Origin of the sequence: Microbacterium paraoxydans, from assembly GCF_020524545.1 — a bacterium.
GTDB classification, from domain to species: Bacteria; Actinomycetota; Actinomycetes; order Actinomycetales; family Microbacteriaceae; genus Microbacterium; species Microbacterium paraoxydans_C.
The window spans coordinates 108,945-126,726 of record NZ_JAIVLG010000009.1; the positions used below are offsets into that span (position 1 = coordinate 108,945).

16 protein-coding genes are annotated in these 17,782 nt (G+C 67.2%); 12 read left to right on the top strand and 4 right to left on the bottom strand.

Features of this window, described 5'->3' with window-relative positions; translation table 11 throughout:
* Position 1 precedes the first annotated feature (1 nt).
* The 3 genes from LC041_RS16185 to LC041_RS16195 all read left to right on the top strand — a co-directional run bounded on the left by LC041_RS16185 (position 2) and on the right by LC041_RS16195 (position 2,187).
* Positions 2-655, top strand: coding sequence for a nucleotide exchange factor GrpE (locus LC041_RS16185; RefSeq protein ID WP_226534119.1), 654 nt, complete (start codon positions 2-4; stop codon positions 653-655).
* Positions 656-662: 7 nt separating this feature from the next.
* Positions 663-1,646 carry a DnaJ C-terminal domain-containing protein gene (locus LC041_RS16190; protein ID WP_226534120.1) on the top strand — a complete coding sequence of 328 codons (984 nt, stop codon included), beginning with the start codon at positions 663-665 and terminating at the stop codon, positions 1,644-1,646.
* Positions 1,647-1,773: 127 nt separating this feature from the next.
* The gene (locus LC041_RS16195) at positions 1,774-2,187 is read left to right on the top strand and encodes a heat shock protein transcriptional repressor HspR (RefSeq protein ID WP_226534121.1); all 414 of its coding nucleotides are present in this window, start codon (positions 1,774-1,776) and stop codon (positions 2,185-2,187) included.
* A gap of 149 nt (positions 2,188-2,336) precedes the next feature.
* Here LC041_RS16195 and LC041_RS16205 read toward each other — a convergent pair whose 3' ends face one another.
* The gene (locus LC041_RS16205) at positions 2,337-3,269 is read right to left on the bottom strand and encodes a hypothetical protein (protein ID WP_226534122.1); all 933 of its coding nucleotides are present in this window, start codon (positions 3,267-3,269) and stop codon (positions 2,337-2,339) included.
* Between the two features lie 71 nt (positions 3,270-3,340).
* On the opposite strand from LC041_RS16205, the gene LC041_RS16210 reads away from it, so the two are divergent.
* The 5 genes from LC041_RS16210 to LC041_RS16230 all read left to right on the top strand — a co-directional run bounded on the left by LC041_RS16210 (position 3,341) and on the right by LC041_RS16230 (position 9,038).
* The gene (locus LC041_RS16210) at positions 3,341-4,489 is read left to right on the top strand and encodes a DUF4185 domain-containing protein (RefSeq protein ID WP_226534123.1); all 1,149 of its coding nucleotides are present in this window, start codon (positions 3,341-3,343) and stop codon (positions 4,487-4,489) included.
* A gap of 154 nt (positions 4,490-4,643) precedes the next feature.
* A complete protein-coding gene (locus tag LC041_RS16215) occupies positions 4,644-6,011 on the top strand; it encodes an ABC transporter substrate-binding protein (protein WP_226534124.1) in 1,368 nt (455 codons plus the stop codon).
* A 70-nt stretch (positions 6,012-6,081) separates the two neighbouring features.
* Positions 6,082-7,008 carry a carbohydrate ABC transporter permease gene (locus LC041_RS16220; protein ID WP_226534125.1) on the top strand — a complete coding sequence of 309 codons (927 nt, stop codon included), beginning with the start codon at positions 6,082-6,084 and terminating at the stop codon, positions 7,006-7,008.
* A gap of 10 nt (positions 7,009-7,018) precedes the next feature.
* Positions 7,019-7,906, top strand: coding sequence for a carbohydrate ABC transporter permease (locus LC041_RS16225; RefSeq protein ID WP_226534126.1), 888 nt, complete (start codon positions 7,019-7,021; stop codon positions 7,904-7,906).
* 31 nt (positions 7,907-7,937) lie between these two features.
* Positions 7,938-9,038: a DUF4185 domain-containing protein gene (locus LC041_RS16230; protein WP_226534127.1), complete on the top strand. Its 1,101-nt coding sequence runs from the start codon at positions 7,938-7,940 to the stop codon at positions 9,036-9,038.
* A 14-nt stretch (positions 9,039-9,052) separates the two neighbouring features.
* Here the strand turns inward: LC041_RS16230 and LC041_RS16235 are convergent, their stop codons facing one another.
* A complete protein-coding gene (locus LC041_RS16235; protein ID WP_226534128.1) occupies positions 9,053-10,186 on the bottom strand; it encodes a glycoside hydrolase family 172 protein in 1,134 nt (377 codons plus the stop codon).
* 102 nt (positions 10,187-10,288) lie between these two features.
* Between LC041_RS16235 and LC041_RS16240 the strand changes: the two genes are divergently transcribed.
* A complete protein-coding gene (locus LC041_RS16240; protein ID WP_226534129.1) occupies positions 10,289-11,272 on the top strand; it encodes a LacI family DNA-binding transcriptional regulator in 984 nt (327 codons plus the stop codon).
* 6 nt (positions 11,273-11,278) lie between these two features.
* Here the strand turns inward: LC041_RS16240 and LC041_RS16245 are convergent, their stop codons facing one another.
* Positions 11,279-11,524 (bottom strand): hypothetical protein, encoded by a 246-nt coding sequence (locus LC041_RS16245; RefSeq protein WP_226534130.1) that lies wholly within the window; start codon positions 11,522-11,524, stop codon positions 11,279-11,281.
* 90 nt (positions 11,525-11,614) lie between these two features.
* Between LC041_RS16245 and LC041_RS16250 the strand changes: the two genes are divergently transcribed.
* Genes LC041_RS16250 through LC041_RS16260 form a run of 3 tightly spaced genes read left to right on the top strand, consistent with a single transcriptional unit; the run spans position 11,615 to position 17,303 of the window.
* The gene (locus LC041_RS16250; RefSeq protein WP_226534131.1) at positions 11,615-13,108 is read left to right on the top strand and encodes an FGGY-family carbohydrate kinase; all 1,494 of its coding nucleotides are present in this window, start codon (positions 11,615-11,617) and stop codon (positions 13,106-13,108) included.
* A complete protein-coding gene (locus LC041_RS16255) occupies positions 13,105-15,672 on the top strand; it encodes a GH116 family glycosyl hydrolase (protein WP_226534132.1) in 2,568 nt (855 codons plus the stop codon). The genes LC041_RS16250 and LC041_RS16255 overlap by 4 nt, the downstream gene beginning before the upstream one ends.
* A complete protein-coding gene (locus tag LC041_RS16260; protein ID WP_226534133.1) occupies positions 15,669-17,303 on the top strand; it encodes a fucose isomerase in 1,635 nt (544 codons plus the stop codon). The genes LC041_RS16255 and LC041_RS16260 overlap by 4 nt, the downstream gene beginning before the upstream one ends.
* 25 nt (positions 17,304-17,328) lie before the next feature.
* On the opposite strand, the gene LC041_RS16265 is transcribed toward LC041_RS16260, so the two are convergent.
* A complete protein-coding gene (locus tag LC041_RS16265) occupies positions 17,329-17,595 on the bottom strand; it encodes a hypothetical protein (RefSeq protein ID WP_226534134.1) in 267 nt (88 codons plus the stop codon).
* Positions 17,596-17,782: the final 187 nt, after the last annotated feature.

A 17,782-nucleotide genomic window follows, 5' to 3' on the forward strand; every position in this document is an offset into this window, starting at 1 on the left:
CATGACGGATAAGAACTTCGACGAGAACCAGAATCCTGAGTCCGCCGAAGGTCGCAGCGAGGGGTCGGACGCTCAGGCGTCCGGCCCCGCGCCGCAGAACCCGGACTCCACCGAGGCGAAGGCCGCTGAGGGCTCGGACGAGACTCCGGAAGACGGTGTCGATGACCTCACGGTCGACGACATCCTCGGAGCCACGCAGACCGGCGAGGCCGCGGCGGAGGACGCCGTGCTCGCCGACCTCGAGTCCACGCTGCTGAACGACCTCAAGCGTCTCCAGGCCGAGTACGCGAACTACCGCCGCCGCACCGAGGAGCAGCGCCAGATCGAGATCGAGCGGGCGAAGGGCGAGGCCGCCAAGGGCCTCATCCCGGTGCTCGACGACCTCGATCGCGCCGCTCAGCACGGCGATCTGGTCGAGGGCACGCCCTTCGCCGTGATCGCCGAGAAGGTGCGAGCGGTCGTGGAGCGTCTCGGGGTGGCCGCGTACGGTGAGAAGGGTGAGGAATTCGACCCGCAGCGCCACGAGGCGATCTTCCAGCAGCCGACTCCCGGCGCCGAGAAGACGACGATCCTCGAGGTCGTCGAGGTGGGCTACCGCCTCGGTGACATCGAGCTGCGTCCCGCGAAGGTCGTCGTCGCTGTCCCTGCAGAGTAGGTGATCGATGGCCAGCCAGGATTGGTTCGACAAGGACTTCTACAAGACCCTCGGGGTCTCCAAGGACGTCAGCGATGCGGATCTGAAGAAGACCTATCGCAAGCTCGCGCGGAAGTACCACCCGGACTCCAATCAGGGTGATGCCAAAGCAGAGGCGACGTTCAAGGAGATCAGCGAAGCCTATTCGGTGCTCTCCGACGCTGAACAGCGCAAGGAGTACGACGAGATCCGCGCCATGGGCTCCGGTGCTCGCTTCACGGCGGGCGGCCAGGGCGCCGGCGGCTTCGAAGACGTGTTCAGCCGGTTCGGCCAGCAGGGTCGCGGGCAGACCGCGGACTTCGAGGACATCTTCGCGATGTTCAACCAGGGACAGGGGTCGAGCTTCGGAGGCGGGCGGTTCGGACAGCCGAGCGGCGGATACCGCGGCTTCGGTGGACCGCAGCGTGGTGCCGACGTCACCGCACGCACGACGCTCGACTTCGTCACCGCCGTGCAGGGCGAGACCATCTCCCTCCAGGGCGACGACGGCAAGCCGTTCAAGGTGAAGATCCCTGCAGGCGTGGCAGACGGACAGAAGATCCGCCTGCGCGGCCGCGGTCGTCCCTCGCCTGACGGCGGGGAGAGCGGTGACATCGTCGTGCAGATCACGGTGCGCCCGCACCCCGTCTTCACCCGCGACGGGCTCAATCTGCGCGTCGTCGTCCCGGTGACCTTCACCGAGGCGACTCTCGGGGCGACGATCGAGGTCCCGACGCTCAGCGGCGACGTGGTCAAGCTCCGCGTCGCCCCCGGTACCCCCTCCGGGCGGGTGCTGCGTGTCAAGGGCCGAGGGGTCGCGACGGCGAAGGGGACGGGCGACCTGCTCGCCGAGCTCCAGGTCGCGGTGCCCACGCATCTCGATGACGCCGCGCGGGAGGCTCTGGAGAAGTTCCAGGAGCTCGAGCCCACGGAGAATCCGCGGGCGGAGCTGATGGCGAAGGCGCGTCGATGACCTGCCTCGCCCCCTCGCAGCGCGTGGAATCAGGCATTCGCGCCGGATCAGGCCGTTCTGACAGGAACGTGCCTGATCCGGCGCTTCTGCCTGCGCACGAGTGCGAGGGAGGAGAGAGGAACCCGTGATGAACGCTGACACGCCGGTGTTCGCGATCGCGGCTGCGGCCGAGCTCTCCGGTCTCCACCCGCAGACCCTGCGGCAGTACGACCGCATCGGACTCGTGGTCCCGGGGCGGACGTCGGGTGGCTCGCGTCGGTACTCCGCCCGCAACATCGAACAGCTGCGCGAGGTCGCCCAGCTCTCTTCGGAAGGCGTGAGCCTCCCTGCGATCGCGCGTCTGCTCGACCTCGAAGACGAGAATCGGGCGCTCCGTGGTCGCATCGCCGTGCTCGAGGGCGCCCTGCGCACCGAGCGGGAGAACCGTCCCGGTGTGCGAGTCTTCGCTGCCGGTTCCGCGGGCGTCGTGCCCGTGCCGAGCGGCCGTCGCATCCGCCGTTCGACCGACATCGTGCTCTGGGATCCGCGCGGCCACGCGTAGAAACCGCTCTCGTCACCGAGCCGACCGGGGGTGGACCGTCGACGTGTAGGCGCCTCGGCTCAGAGGGGTCCGGCTCAGGGGAGTCCGGCTCAGGGGAGTCCGGCTCAGAGGGGTTCGGCTCAGAGGGGTTCGGCTCAGGGGGGTCCGGCTCAGAGGGGTTCGACCGAGAACCGGAGTGCGGCCCCCTGACGGAAGGGCTCGATGATCTCGAAGTTCTCGTAGGCGGGACCGCCCGGGATCGGCGAGGCGCTCGCCCAGTAGGACCACCGCGCGTTCACCACGGCCTCGAGCTCGGGGTGCGGGTCGTCGACGCGCCACGTCTGCACCGCGCGTCGGCCGAGAAAGCGCCAGTGCGCAGCGGTATCGGCGGAGTAGTCGACCGACCAGGGGTCCTCCTCGTCGCCCGTCGCGCTCACGACCGCCGCCTCACCATCGCGCATGAGCTCGGCGAGGGGGAAGCGTCCGTGCCGGGTGAATGAAGTACCGGAGAAGTCCGGCCACAGCTCTGCGGGTGTCACCGTGCGGTCGGCGAGCTGAAGCCGCCGCAATCGCGCCCAGTTCCCCATCGTCGCGGTGAGGATCAGGTGGGAGAGGGCGACGGATCTCTCGTTCGTGAAGCCCGCCACCTCCACCTCGTGCGGACGGTCCGCGAAGAAGCGCACCCGGACCTTCACGTCGGCTCCGTTGTCGAATCGCTCGACCCCGATCCACACCGTGAGAGTCTCGACGCCGTCCACCGTGCCGATCCGCCCGCGTACCGGTGGCCGGGTCGAGGGTGCTCCTGCGCTCTCGGCATCGTCTGCTGACCAGAAGCGCTTCCCTCGCTCTCCGGGGTCGAGTGTGCTCTGCTCCATCTCGGAGAAGCCGCGTTCGACTCCGCCCTGGGGGATCGGCTCGACCGCGATGAAGTTGATCAGCCGCTCGCGGGGGTGCTCGAGGTAGGGGGTGAAGAGACGGATCAGGCCACGGGGGCCGGGGAGGGGTGGGATGCCGATCTGGAGTCCGTCGATGTGCCCCCAGCGGGGCTCGGACGTCGAATCGCCGGCGGGGCGGAGCCATCGGTCGTACGGGGAGTCTGACATGCGGAAGACCCTAGTGTGTTGAAATCGATTTCGCTAGATTCGAGGGCATCCGTCATCGATCGAGGAGGATCATGCCCCGTGTCACCACCGCATCCCGCCCCGCGGCACTCGCCGTCTCCGTCGTCCTTTTCCTCGGCCTCGCGGGGTGTGCCGGAGGCGGCCCCGTGAACGTCGACCCCGACCCGGACAAGCCTTTCGTCCTCGGCGGGATCTCGAACCTCACCGAGGTCGCTCAGCTCACCGGTCCTGACGCGATGAACGACACGGCCGCGGTCGCCGTCGCCGGCACCGACCTCGGATCGATGGCCAATGTCGGCGACAAGACGTTCTTCTTCTTCGGCGACACCTTCGGCGAGCGTGCCCCCGAGTCGATCGGCGGTCAGGGGGACTTCTGGCGTTCCAACGTCGCCGCCTGGACCACCGATGACGACCCCTCGGACGGGATCGACTTCGATGGGTGGGTCGCGGACGACATCGGCCTCGCCGCCCCGCTCATCGAGGGGGATCATGATGCCAACGGGGCAGGCGGCGAGGTCACGAAGATCCCCACGTACGGCTTCGCGATCGGAGACACGATCTACGTCTCGTACATGTCGGTGCGGTTCTGGGGGGAGCCGGGCGCCTGGGACTCGAACTACTCCGCCCTGATCGTCTCGCGGGATGACGGGCGCACCTGGTCTCCGGTCGAGGGTGTGGAGTGGTCTGGGGACTCGAATTTCGTGCAGTTCGCGACCGCTGAGGTGGGCGAGGGCGGACAGGACTGGATCTATTTCTGGTCCATCCCATCCGGGCGGTTCGGCGGGGTGCAGCTGATGAGGGTTCCTGCCCGGGAGGACGCGGTCGAGGACCAGGACGCATACTCGTACTTCGCCGGCCTCGATGGGGAGAAGCCGACGTGGGGCGACGAACCGAACGATGCCGTGACGATCCTCGATGACACGATCGGGGAGCTTTCGGTGATGTGGTCGACGTATCTGGAGCGCTGGATCATGACCTACTCGGACGCCGGTAGCGCCTTCATCCGAGAAGGTCTCACGCCATGGGGGCCGTGGGGGGACGCGATCGAGCTCGTTCCCCGTGCCGAGTACCCGGGTCTGTACTCGCCGTATCTGAACCCGCGGTACGTCAGTGAGGATGGTCGTCGGATCCACTTCACGCTCTCGCTGTGGGACCCGTACAACGTGTTCTGGTTCTCGGCTGACCTGGAACGCTCGCGCTGATCGAGGCGGGAATCGAGCCTTGCGCATGAAATCGATTTCGCCTACTCTGGCGCTACCCGGTCACTGAGGATCCACGGCCACGGCCGGCGCTCGTCGGCGGCAGCCGAACACACAGCAGCGACTCGATGAGGAGTCCGTTCCTGAGGAGGAACCCATGAGAATCACTACTCGTACGCGCAGGGTCACGCTCGCCGCTCTCGGCGCGTTCACCGTCGGTACCATGCTCGCAGCCTGCGGCTCGGGCACGCCTGGTGAGTCGGCAGGCGGCGATGGTGGCGCAGACGGTGTCACCACCGTCCAGTTCTGGCATCGCACGTTCACCCCCGTGGAGAACGAGTGGTACGCCGACATCGTGAAGAAGTTCAACGCCTCGCAGGATGAGATCAAGGTCGTCGACACCGAGGTTCCCGCTGACGCCTGGGATCAGAAGATGAAGGCCGCGCAAGCCGCAGGCAAGGCGCCTGACATCTACACCAGCTCCGCCAATCTCTACGACCTGGTGAACGCCGGTTCCGTGCACGAGCTGGACTCGATCGTCCCCGAGGAGGCGCTGGATGAGATCCTCGACAACGCCACCTCCATCTCCGAGATCGACGGCACCCACTACGCCTATCCGCTGCTGCTCGAGCCGCAGACCGTGTTGTTCTGGAACAACGACATGCTGGACGCGGCCGGCGTCGACTCGTCGAGCGCCCCCGAGACCTGGGAGGACCTGCTGGCCGCCTGTGCGAAGATCCAGCCGACGCTCTCCGACGGCCAATACTGCATCTCCCCGGCGCAGGACGCCGTGACCATGGCCTGGTCGACCGTGGGGCAGCAGTACAACTTCGCGGGTCATCTCGCCCTGACCGATGACTGGACCGCGCCGGACATCGACAACGACGGCTACCGGGCACTGATGGAGCAGTACAAGGAGCTGTGGGACAAGGGGTACATGCCCAAGCAGCCGCTGGCCGCCTACGTGGCCGGTGAGGATTTCGGTCAGCAGAAGGTCGCGTTCAAGGTCTCCGGCTCGTGGATGATGTCCGAGATCGGCTCCGACTACCCCGACCTGCTCACCAAGACCGGGGTCGGGGCCTTCCCGAGTTCCCCGGACGCGGACGGGCGTACCGCCACGACGATGGGCAACTTCACCTGGGTCGTCGATGCCAAGAGCAAGGCGCCGGAAGCTGCCGGCGAGTTCCTCTCGTGGGCCATCGCCGGCGACCCGGAGAACCTCGTACCGTTCTTCGTGAACACCCAGTTCACCAAGGTCCCCGTGCGGCAGTCCGTGCAGGACGCGGTCGCCGCGAGCGAAGAGGCGGCGAACGCTCCGTGGTCGGGCATCATCGTCGACGACATCGCTCCCGACGCGATCGCCGGCTCCACCTACCCGTGGGATGTCAACCTCGCCGTGGGCACGGCGATGGAGTCGGTCATGAAGGGATCCGCGTCGATGGACGACGCGATCAAGACCGCGAACGCAGCGATCCAGACCGTCATCGACCGCGACGGGCTTCCTGACAAGGCGCCGAAGAACTGACACCGCTCACCGTCCGGGGTCGGGCTCCGGCCCCGGACGGTGACGCATCCGAAGACACGACGAGGTGGGTATGGCCAGTCAGGCTGTGGAAGAGCGCCGGGCGATCCGGCAGCGACGGAATCGCTATCGATATCGAGACAACAAGACCGCCTACTGGTTCCTGCTGCCCCTCGTGGTGCTGCTGGGGATCTTCGTCATCTGGCCCGCGGTCTATGCCGGCTACCTGTCCTTCCAGGACTGGAGCTTCTACAAGGACCCGGAGTTCGTCGGCGTCCGCAACTACGCCAACGTCCTGAAGGACCCGCTGTTCCTCGCCACCATCGGTCGCGGATTCGTGTTCGTGCTGATGACCGTGCCCGTCATGCTCGTGCTGGCGTTCCTGTTCGCGAGTCTCGTGGTCAGCGTCTCCCGTCGTGCCGCCAGTCTGCTCAAGGTCAGCATCTACATCCCGACGATCATCTCCGCCGTGATCGCATCGATCATCTTCGTTCTCATCTACAACTACTCCGGCGGCCTTCTCAATGCCTTCCTCGGCGTCTTCGGCATCGAGCCAATCGCGTGGATCGGCGATCCGAAGTGGGCGCTGCTGGCGATCGCGGTCCCGGCGATCTGGCTCGGGATGGGGCTGACCTCCTTGATCATGGTCGCCGCGATGGTCGACATCCCGGCGGAGTACTACGAGGCTGCCGCGATGGAGGGCGCCAACTGGGGGCAGCGGACCGCGTACATCACGATCCCGCAGATGAAGAACGTCGTCCTGTACCTGTTGATCACCGGCTTCGTGGCCGCGATCCAGCAGTTCGAACTCCCTCTCGTCATGACGCAGGGCGGGCCTCTGGACTCGACCACTCTGCCCAACCTCTTCATCTTCAACCACTTCCGCAACGACGTGAACGTCGGATACTCGATCGCTGCGGCCCTGCTCCTGTTCGTGGTGCTGGGAACGATCTCGGCCCTCGTGTTCAAGTTCGTCAACTCCGAGAGGCTGGTGGACTGAGATGGCCGTCATGCAGGAGACCACCCGCATCGTCCTCGCAGGCAAGGAGCCGCGCCCCTCGCGCAGGGTGCCCCGCACCGCAGGCGGTTGGCTCGTCGTCGCCGGGAAGGTGATCCTGGGCGCCGTCTTCGTCGGTGCCTCGCTCTTCCCGCTCGCCTGGATGGTGATCGCCGGCTTCAAGTCCAAGACGGAGGTCGTCGAGACGCCGTTCCAGTTCTTCCCCGAGGTGTGGCTGTGGGAGAACTACACACAGATCCTCGCCGACCCGACGTTCTTGACGACGATGGCCTGGACCTTCTTCGGAGCCGTTCTCTTCACCGTCGGGAGCCTCGCGGTCAACTCCCTCGCCGCGTACGCCTTCGCGCGATTGGACTTCCGCTTCAAGGGCGCGATCTGGACCATCGTGATCACGACGATGTTCATCCCGGGGATGACCATCCTGCTCACGAGCTTCATCGTCGTGACCCGGTTGTCGATGCTCGACACCCTGGCCGTGCTGGTCATCCCCGGGCTCGCCAGCGCGGGCATGGTCTTCTTCATCCGGCAGTTCTATCTGAACATCCCCAAGAGCCTCGAAGAGGCGGCCATGCTCGACGGATGCGGGCGCTTCGGGATCTTCTGGCGGATCTTCCTGCCGCTGTCGAAGCCGCCGTTCGTGGTGATGGGTATCACCGCGTTCCTCGCCTACTGGAACTCCTACGTCTGGCCGATCCTGACGATCACGTCGCCTGAGAAGTTCGTGCTCCAGCAGTATCTGGCGACGTTCCGGTCGGAGCGCAGCACCGAGCTCGGCCTGTTGATGGCCGGCTCCGTGCTCGCGGCGGCTCCGGTGATCATCCTGTTCCTGATCTTCCAGCGACAGATCATCGGCAACATCAAGATGGCAGGTCTCAAGTAGCCACACCGCGCAGTACCGAGAGGAGAGGTCGATGAAGACCCAGAACACGCAGGGGCCACGGATCAGTCGCAGGGGAGTCCTGCAGGGAGCGGTGGTGGCGGGAGCGGCGTTCCTCGCCACTGCCGCTGCGCCGACTCCCGCCACAGCGGCCGGGCTGACCGTCACGCGGATCAAGGTACTGGCGGGCACCCAGAGCCCGGTGCAGTACGGGATCGGAGCCACCGACCTCGGCATCCCCGCCCCCACCCCCGACGGTCGGATGCTGTTCATGTTCGGCGACACCTGGGCCGACGGAGTCGGCGGTGCGAACTGGCGCTCGCCCGTCGCCCTGTACTCCTCGACGACGAACCTCGCCGCGGGCGTCGCCTTCGACGGCTGCGCGGGCGCCGGTTCGAACACCCAGGGCACGGCGCCTCAGCTCTGGTACTACCCGCACGACGCCTACTTCACGACGGTCATCCCGTCGGATGTGATCACGATCGGTTCACGGATGTACCTGCACGCCATCGTGAACGGCCCGCAGTTCGGCGCGGTGCGCTGGACCGAGCTGTGGAAGTCCGATGACAACGGCGCGACATGGCAGCACACCGGTCTGCAGTTCCCGGCTGACATGGCCGGCGGGAAGTTCCAGTGCATCACCTGGGGCGAGGGCAATGACGGCTACGTCTACATCTACGGGACCGGATTCCAGCGCGACAAGGGCATCGTGCTCTACCGCGTGCCGTCGAACGACATGACGACGCTGTCGGCCTACCAACCGTGGGGCTTCGCGAACGGTTCCTGGGGATGGGGCAAGCCCGTCACCGAGGTGCTCTCTGGCCAGTTCGGTGAGATGTGTCTGCGCCCACTGGGCGGCAAGTGGATACTCACCTGGTTCAACGCGGGGGCGTATCAGATCGACGCCATGGTACTGAACACTCCCACCGACAACCTCTACACCGCCACCAAGACCACTCTGCTCCACGGGACAGAGTGGAACACGGAGGATGCCTCACACGTCGCGCAGCTCTACGGCGGCTACATCATCCCGGGGTCGACGTTGTCGGATCTGCACCTCAGTGTCAGCCAGTGGAACACGGGGAACAACAGTGTCTACCACTCCGAGCAGTTCCGCGTGCAGGGGCTGGTGTGAGACTCCGCGGAGCCTCAGTCCCGCGGTTCACGTGCAGGCGTCGCACCGATGTCCGGGACCGGCGCCGATCCTAGGTGGACCTCCAGATCGTCGGCCGTCGGCGTCTTCGGGCGCCGCGCGGTCGGGCGGTCGAGGTAGAACAGGGCGGTCGACGCGATGTCGTCGCGCAGAGGGAGGTAGCGCCACCCGCTGCGCCATCCGAGCGCCTGGATGTCGACCTTCGGGATCCCCGTCGCGAAGTGGATCGGATCCAGCAGGTGCCATCGGTACATCCCGAACCGCTGCTGCGATACGTAGAGACCATCGGGGCGGATGACCTGCGGCATGCCGAGGTACGGCGTCGAGAACTCGGTGTAACCCCGACCGGGGATGTCGAAGTTCCACGCGCCGCCGAAGTAGTCCTCGGTGCCGGTGCCGCAGATGGTCGGGTAGTCGGTGTCGTCGTCGAGGTAGAACTTGATCTCGCCCTCGCCCCACCATCCGTTGGAGTTCACGCCCCACGCGATGTAGGTGCCGACGTATTGCCCCTGACCCTCGATGCCTTCCAGGATCACATGCGGTGCGAGCTCCTCGAGCGGGTTCGACCGTCGCCACTGCGCGTGGAAGTAGGCATCGTTCGAGTGGTCGCCGCCGACCTCGTACGTCACCTGGTAGTAGACGCGCACGTCGACGACGGACGTGTTCTCGACGGTCAGTCGCGCGCCGTCCCGGAAGGGCATCGGCCAATACGAGTTGAACCCGCCGTGTGGGTTCGCAGCGATCGTCTGCGAGTTCACCTGAGCGAACACACCCCAGCCGTTGCAGAAGAAGTCGCCGTACGGCACCTCGACGGCGGGTTCCTCCGAACCGTCCCAGTAGGCACGCAGAAGCAGGGTCCGCCAGTTGTCGGTATGGGTCGTGATCCAGATGTGCGTGATCTTGCCCGGGCCGGCGATGTTCGCGAGCTCGAGGGTCTCCCCGGCCTTGATGTCCACGCTCGGGGAGATCTTCCAGCCGGGACCGAGGTCGCGGGCGCACGAGGCGCCTGTTCCCTCGGTCGCCCGGCCGCCACCCCCCGCGGAACCATCGAAGTTCTCCGGTGAGATCGAACGGGTCTGGATCCGCCGCAGCGCTGCGAGAGAGGCCAGATCGGAAGGTGCAGAAGTCATGGGCGCCAATGTAATCGATTTCAGAACGGAACGCCAGAGAAGGGATGCGTGCGCGATACTGTTGCTTCACGTCCGGCGGGGCCGGGCAGGCTGTGAGGGTGCATGACCACGATCTACGACGTCGCCGAGCTCGCCGGGGTCTCTCCCGCGACGGTTTCGCGCGTTTTCAACGGGACGAGCGTGTCCGAGGAGAAGGTGGCGGCCGTGCGGGCTGCCGCGGCGAAGCTGAAATTCACCCCGAACCGCACCGCCCGCACGCTGCGTCGCCAGAGCTCCGAAGTCATCGCCCTCGTAATTCCGGATATCGAGAACCCCTACTTCACCGAGATGGCGCGCGGCGTCGAGGATGTCGCCTCGGAGGCCGGCTATTCGGTGGTGCTCTGCAACTCCGACGCGCAGGTGGAGAAGGAGGCGACGTATCTGCGGATCGCGATCGCCGAGCACATGTCGGGCGTCATCATCGCGACGGCCGACGAGCAGTCCGATCTCGAGAGCATCCTCGCCACCGGGCGCCCGGTGGTCGCGGTCGACCGCAGCACGACCTATGACATCGACGGCGTCGTGATGGCGAACCGTGCGGCTGGCACGTCGGCGACCCAGGATCTGATCAACGCCGGCTACCGGCGCATCGCGTACATCGGCGGCCCGGAGCACATCGACACCGCGGCGGAACGTGCGGCGGGCTGGCGGGCCGCCCTCGCGGCTGCGCGCCCTGACCTGGACCTCGATGAGCTGGCGCGCTTCGCGACGTTCCGCGTGGACGGCGGGCGCGCGGCCATGGAGGAGCTGCTCGCGCTCCCCGAGCCGCCGGACGCGGTCGTCGCGGGCAACAACCTCATCGGGGTCGGCGCGATCCAGGTGCTCACCGAACATGGTCTCACCCCTCCCTCCGTCGGCGTCGCGGTCATCGGCTCGCTGCCGTTCACGACGCTGTCGCCCACGGCGGTCACGGTGGTGCGTCTGCCCGCGCGGCACATGGGCGTGACCGCAGCACGGATGCTGCTCGAGCGCATCAAGGGCGACCGGCAGCCCGCCCGCACGGTGGTGCTGCGCAACGAGATCCAGCCCGCCAGTCCGCGCGGCTGAACGGGGTCAGCGAGACCCCCGGAAGCGCGTCGCAAGATTCGCGACCTCCTTGTCGAGGTCTTCGAGGCGACGATCGATCGAGCCGAGTCGCGCGTCCAATTTCGAATCCATCGCGTCGAACCGTGCCTCGAACTTCGAGTCCATCCCGTCGAACTTCGCGTCCATCGCGTCGAACTTCGCGTCCAGTTCGCTGCGCAGGGATGTGATCATCCGGTCGTTCTGCCGGATCGACATCGTGAGCGATCCCAGCATGAAGGCGGCTCACTCCTTGCGACGTGAAATCGATTTCGCGTACAGTAGCCACAGGTTTCACATCCGAGCCCGGGATTCGAGGAGGACTCCATGCGCTGCACTCTCGGCGTCGACATCGGCACCTCCAGCAGCAAGGGCGTGCTCGTGGACGTCGACGGCGCGATCATCGCGACGGCGACGCGCGAACACGAGGTCAGCCGACCGCGCACCGGCTGGGTGGAGATGGACGGCGATGTGTGGTGGGAGGAGTTCGTCGAGATCACCCGCGAACTCCTGGGCGGAGCGCCGGAGGCTGAGGTCGTCGGGGTGGGGGTCAGCGGTATGGGCCCGTGCCTCCTCCTCGCCGACGACGAAGATCGGCCCGTGCGTCCCGCCATCCTCTACGGCGTGGATACCCGTTCCGCCGCACAGATCGACCGGATGACGGCCGAGCTCGGGGTCGAGGCGATCACGCGCGTCGGAGGGTCGGTCCTGACCTCGCAGGCGGGGGGACCCAAGCTCGTGTGGGTGTCCGACGAGGAGCCGGAATCATGGTCCCGCGCCCGGCGTCTGTTCATGCCGGCTTCGTGGCTCGCCAGGAAGCTCACCGGCGCGTACGTCCTCGACCACCAGTCCGCGAGCCAGCTCTCGCCGCTCTACGACATCGAGGACGAGGACTGGTATGAGCCGTGGTGGAAGACGTATGCGGGCGGGATCGAGAAGCCGACGTTGCGGTGGGCAGGAGATATCGCAGGCGAAGTGACGTCGGCGGCCGCATCCCGCACCGGTCTGCGCGCCGGTACGCCCGTCATCGCCGGAACGATCGACGCGTGGACCGAGGCGGTCAGCGTCGGTGCGCACGAGGTCGGCGACCTGATGCTCATGTACGGCACGACGATGTTCCTCGTCGCGACGGGGAAGGACACGCTGCGCACGCCGTCGATGTGGACGACGGCGGGTGCCTTCGCCGGCACCCGCAACCTGGCCGGCGGCCTCTCCACCTCCGGAGCCCTGACCGGCTGGCTGCGAGGCCTGACCGGCGCCGACTACCCCAGGCTGCTTGCGGAGGCGGAGGAATCCGGTCCCGGCGCGGGCGGGCTGCTCCTGCTGCCGTACTTCGCGGGGGAACGCACACCGATCCAGGATCCGGATGCCCGCGGCGTGATCGCAGGGTTGACTCTCGAGCACACGCGCGGTGATCTCTACCGGGCGGCCCTCGAGGCCACGGCACTGGGCGTGCGCCACAACGTCGAGACCATGCGCGCAGCCGGAGCGGACATCCGCCGGATCGTCGCGGTCGGCGGCGGCACCCAGGGGCGGTTGTGGTTGCAGGTGGTGTCCGATGTCACGGGCCTCGTGCAGGAGGTGCCTCAGACCACGATCGGTGCGAGCTACGGGGCGGCGTTCCTCGCCGCGAGCGCCACCGCTGCGCCCGGTCGGGCTCCGGCCATCGCGGAGTGGAATCCGATCGCCCGCTCCGTCACGCCGGACGGCACGCGGCGCGCTCTCTACGATGACCTGTTCGACAAGTATCTGCGACTGTACGAGGGCTCGAAGGCTGTGGTGCACGAGCTCGCCGCGGTGCAGCGGGGAGAATCCGCATGATCCGTGAACGACGCGCGACCGGCATCCCGCACACGTCGCAGGCGACGGCCTTCCCGCTCGGGGGAATCGGGACGGGCAACGTCTCCCTCGGCGCGCGCGGCGAACTCCGCGACTGGGAGCTCGAGAACCTTCCCGACAAGGGGCGTCGCAATCCTTACTCCTTCTTCGCCATCCATGCTGCCCCGGAAGGGGGTGCTGCGGTCACGCGGGTCCTCGAGGCGCGACTCACCGGGCGGCACGATCCCGACGCCGGATACGCCTTCGACCAGCTCGCCGGTCTTCCGCGCCTCGACGCCGCGACCCTGCACGGTGAGTACCCGGTGGTCGATATCGGCTTCGTCGACAAGGTTCTCCCGGTCGACGTGTCGTTGCACGCCTTCACGCCGCTCGTGCCGCTCGACGCCGACGCCTCCGGCATTCCCGCGGCCGTCCTGCGGTACCGCGTGACGAACCCCGGTCCGGTTTCGGTCGCCGTCACCGTGGCCGGCAGCATCTCGCACACCGCGGGGCGAGGAGCCCCCGGACCGGACGCACCGTGGGGCATGCGTGCATCGCAGACCGTGCGGTGGCGGGACGACGGCCACGTGCGCGGCCTCGACTTCGGGATCGACCTGCCCCCGGACGACCCGGGCTACGGCACGCTGAGCCTCACCACCACGGACGGGTCCACGACGGTCAAGCCGCAATGGGTCACGAGCTACTGGCCGGACGGGGCGCGTCTCTTCTGGAACGACCTGACCGAGGACGGCCTTCTCGCGGCGGAACCTCGGCTGACGCTGGAGGACCGTCCTCGCGGGTTGTTCGCGGAGCTCGACGCCGACCCTGACGCCGCGCCTCTCACCGAGGAGGAGATGCTCAGCAAGCTTCCCCGGGTGCGCACGGGCTCGCTCGGCCTCGTGCACACCTTGGCGCCCGGTGAGAGCCGGGACTTCGAGTTCGTGCTGTCGTGGAGCTTCCCGAACCGCCGCCGCGGCTGGAACGGCCACATCGTCTTCGCTGACCCGAACCTCGATGAGGTCGTGCGCAATCACTACGCCGCCCTCTGGCCCGATGCGTGGGCAGCCGGCGCCCATCTGCACGCGAACCTCGCAGATCTGGAGAGCGCGACCGACGCGTTCGTCGAAGCACTGTACGGAGGCAGCCTCGATCCGGTGCTGGCCGATGCGGTCGGCGCGAACGTCGCCGCGGCGCGATCCACGACCGGGTTCGTGGTCGAATCGCCGAACGTGCTCTTGGGCGAAGGCCCGGTGTTCGCCGCCTGGGAAGGATCCTTCGACCACGGCGGCTCCTGCGAGGGAACCTGCACGCATGTCTGGTCGTACGCGCAGACGCTCGCGTGGCTGTTCCCCTCCCTCGAGCGGAGTGCCCGTCGCGTGGAGTACCTGCTTGAAACCGATGAGGCCGGCGCGCAGAAGTTCCGCGGCAATCGCGTCTTCGGCGGACCCTCCTGGTTCATGGGTCCTGCCGTCGACGGGCAGCTGGGCACCCTCTTGCGTCTGCACCGTGAGTGGCGATTCGGCGGTGACGACGAGTTCCTGCGCGAGCTGTGGCCCGCCGCTTCCCGCACTCTCGACTATGCGATCCGTGAGTGGGATCGCGATGGTGACGGGTTGCTCGACGGCGAGCTGCACAACACCTATGACATCGAGTTCCACGGTGTCGAGCCGCTCTCCAACGGCATCTTCCTCGCGGCCCTCCGCGCCGGAGCGCGCATGGCAGATCACCTCGGTGAACGTGAGCGCGCGGAAGGCTGGTCCGCGCGGGCCGATCACGTCGCTTCCGCCATGGACGCAACCCTGTGGAACGGGGAGTATTACCGCCAGGTCATCGACGACATCGACGCGCACCGTTACCAGTACGGCGACGGCGTCCTCGCGGACCAGCTCCTCGGCCAGTTCCACGCGTTCGTGAACGGACTCGGCCACATCCTCCCCGCCGACCGGGTCGAATCCGCGCTCGCCGCGATCGTCGCGCACAATCATCGTGACGATCTGACCGCACATGAGAGCACGCAACGCGTGTACGCATTGAACGACGAAGGCGGACTCCTGCTGGCATCGTGGCCGCGCGGCGGGCGCCCGTCGATTCCGTTCGTCTACTCCGACGAGGTCTGGACGGGCATCGAGCATCAGGTCGCCGCTTCGCTGCTCTACGCCGGTCGCACCGAGGATGCGCTCCGCGTCGAGCGTGCCCTGCGTGCCCGATACGACGGAGCACACCGCAATCCGTGGAACGAGATCGAATGCGGAAATCACTATGCCCGGTCACTCGCGTCCTGGGCACTGCTCCTCGCGGCGAGCGGCGTGCAATGGGATGCTCCCACGCGGATGCTGTCGTTCGCCCCGGCCACCCCGGGGGTGTTTCGCAGCCTGTTCACGACGGGTACCGGCTGGGGGCGCGTCGAGGTCGACGACCGGGCTCTGACCATCCATCTCGACGGCGGGGCTCTCGACGTCGGCGAACTGCAGCTGCGCGGTGAGACCATCGGCCGCGACATCCGACTCCGAGCGGGTGCGTCGCGCGACTTCCCGCTCATCCCGACCACAACACCGGAGGAATCATGACCACCTACACTCTGCCGGCCCCGGCATCGCGTCCGGCTGCCGCCCCGAAGACGGCGTACCTGATCACCTCGGGCGATCTGCGAGAGTCAGCCAATGTGGCGGGGTGGCCCACCCAGGTCGAACTCGAGGACGGCGTCACCGGAGTGCTCGATGACCTCGGCTGGCAGGTCATCCGTCCCTTCGGCGTCGACCCCGCGACCGGTCATGGGTTCATCTCGAGCCAGCGCATGGGGCTCGAGGTCTTCCGGAGCATCCCGGTCGACGCCCCCCTGATCGTCGCGATCGCCAACTGGCAATACTCCCACCATGTGCTCGCCGGTCTGCGCACGCACGAGGGGCCGATCCTCACGGTCGCGAACTTCGCGGGCGACTGGCCGGGCCTCGTCGGCCTTCTCGGGCTGAACGCCGGTCTGACCAAGATGGGCAGGCCGTACGCCACGACCTGGTCGGTCGACTTCACCGACGAGTGGTTCCGGGACGGCATCAAGGAATGGACCGAGACGGGCTCCATCGTCCACGACGCCTCACACGTGCGTGCCCTTCCGGAGTTGCCGGACGGCCCGGAGAAGCAGCTGGGCGAGGCGCTCGCCGCGGAGCTGCTCGCCGAGAAGGCCATCATCGGTGTGTTCGACGAGGGCTGCATGGGCATGTACAACGCGATCTTCGACGACGAGCTGCTCAACAAGACGGGCATCTACAAGGAGCGGCTGTCGCAGTCGGCGCTCTACGCCGAGATGCTCACCGTCACCGAGGCTGAGGCCGATGCCGCGTATGACTGGCTGATCGATGCGGGCATGACGTTCCGGTTCGGTCCGGATGCCGCGACCGAGCTCACGCGCGAGCAGGTGCAGTGGCAGCTGAAGATGTACATCGCCGCGCTTCGCATCGCGGACGACTTCGGCCTCGATGCGGTCGGGATCCAGTACCAGCAGGGTCTGAAGGACCTGGTGCCGGCCTCCGACCTGGCCGAGGGCATCCTGAACTCCACGGAGCGCCCGCCGGTGACGTCGCGCGACGGTGCCCGGGTGCTGCACGAGGGTCGAGCCTTCCCGCACTTCAACGAGGCGGATGAGGGCGTCGCGGTCGACGCGCTGGTCACCGATCGGGTGTGGCGTGCGATGGGACTCGTGCCGGACAACACGCTGCACGACGTGCGGTGGGGCGAGGACTACGACGGGGAGTTCGTGTGGGTCTACGAGATCTCGGGCTCCGTTCCCGCCTCGCACCTGGGCGGGTGGCAGAACGCGGAGGGATGGCGTCAGGGCCACGTGTTCTTCCCGGCGGGCGGCGCGACGATCAACGGGGTCTCCAAGCCCGGGGAGATCGTGCTGTCCCGAGTGTTCATCGCTGACGGCGTCCTGCAGGCCGACATCTTCCGCGCCTCGGTCGTCGAGCTCCCCGCCGACGAGACACAGCGTCGGAAGGATGCCACGAACCCGGAGTGGCCGATCGCGCACGTGGTGCTGCACGGTGTCTCGCGGGATCAGTTCATGGCCCGCCACAAGGCCAACCACGCGCAGCTCGTCTACGCGCCGGACGCTGAGACGGCGGACCGGGCGCTCATCGCGAAAGCCGCGATGTTCGCGGGGATGGGGATCCGGGTCAACCTCGTGGGCGACGTCACCCTCTGAGTCGTCGCGGGGAGCCCCCCGAGAGTCACTGCGAGCGCCAGAACCGCACGGCGAGGTTCGTGAGCTCCTTGTCGAGGCTGTCGACCTTGACTTCGACGCGGTCGAGTCGGTCGATGACGCCGTCGATGCGTGTGGAGAGCGCGTCGATGCGCGCGGAGAGCGTGCCGTCGATGCGATCGGTCTCGGCGCGGATGATGCGACTGAGCTGCGTGGTCATGAGCGTCATCCCGCCGAGCATGACGGCGGCGAACACTCCGATCAGCGTCCATACCTGCGGGTCGTTCAAGCGCATGCCTCCAGTGTCGTTCCGGGAGGTCACGATGTCACGGTATTCCGGTTCCGGAGCGCGGAGAACCCGGCGCACGGGTACAACTCACGGATCGCTGACCAGGTGCAGGAACAGACAGATGTCGTCCTCCGTCCGGTCTGTACCGCTTCGCACTTAAGCGCTATAGTCGGCGGCAGGTCGCGTCGAGGCG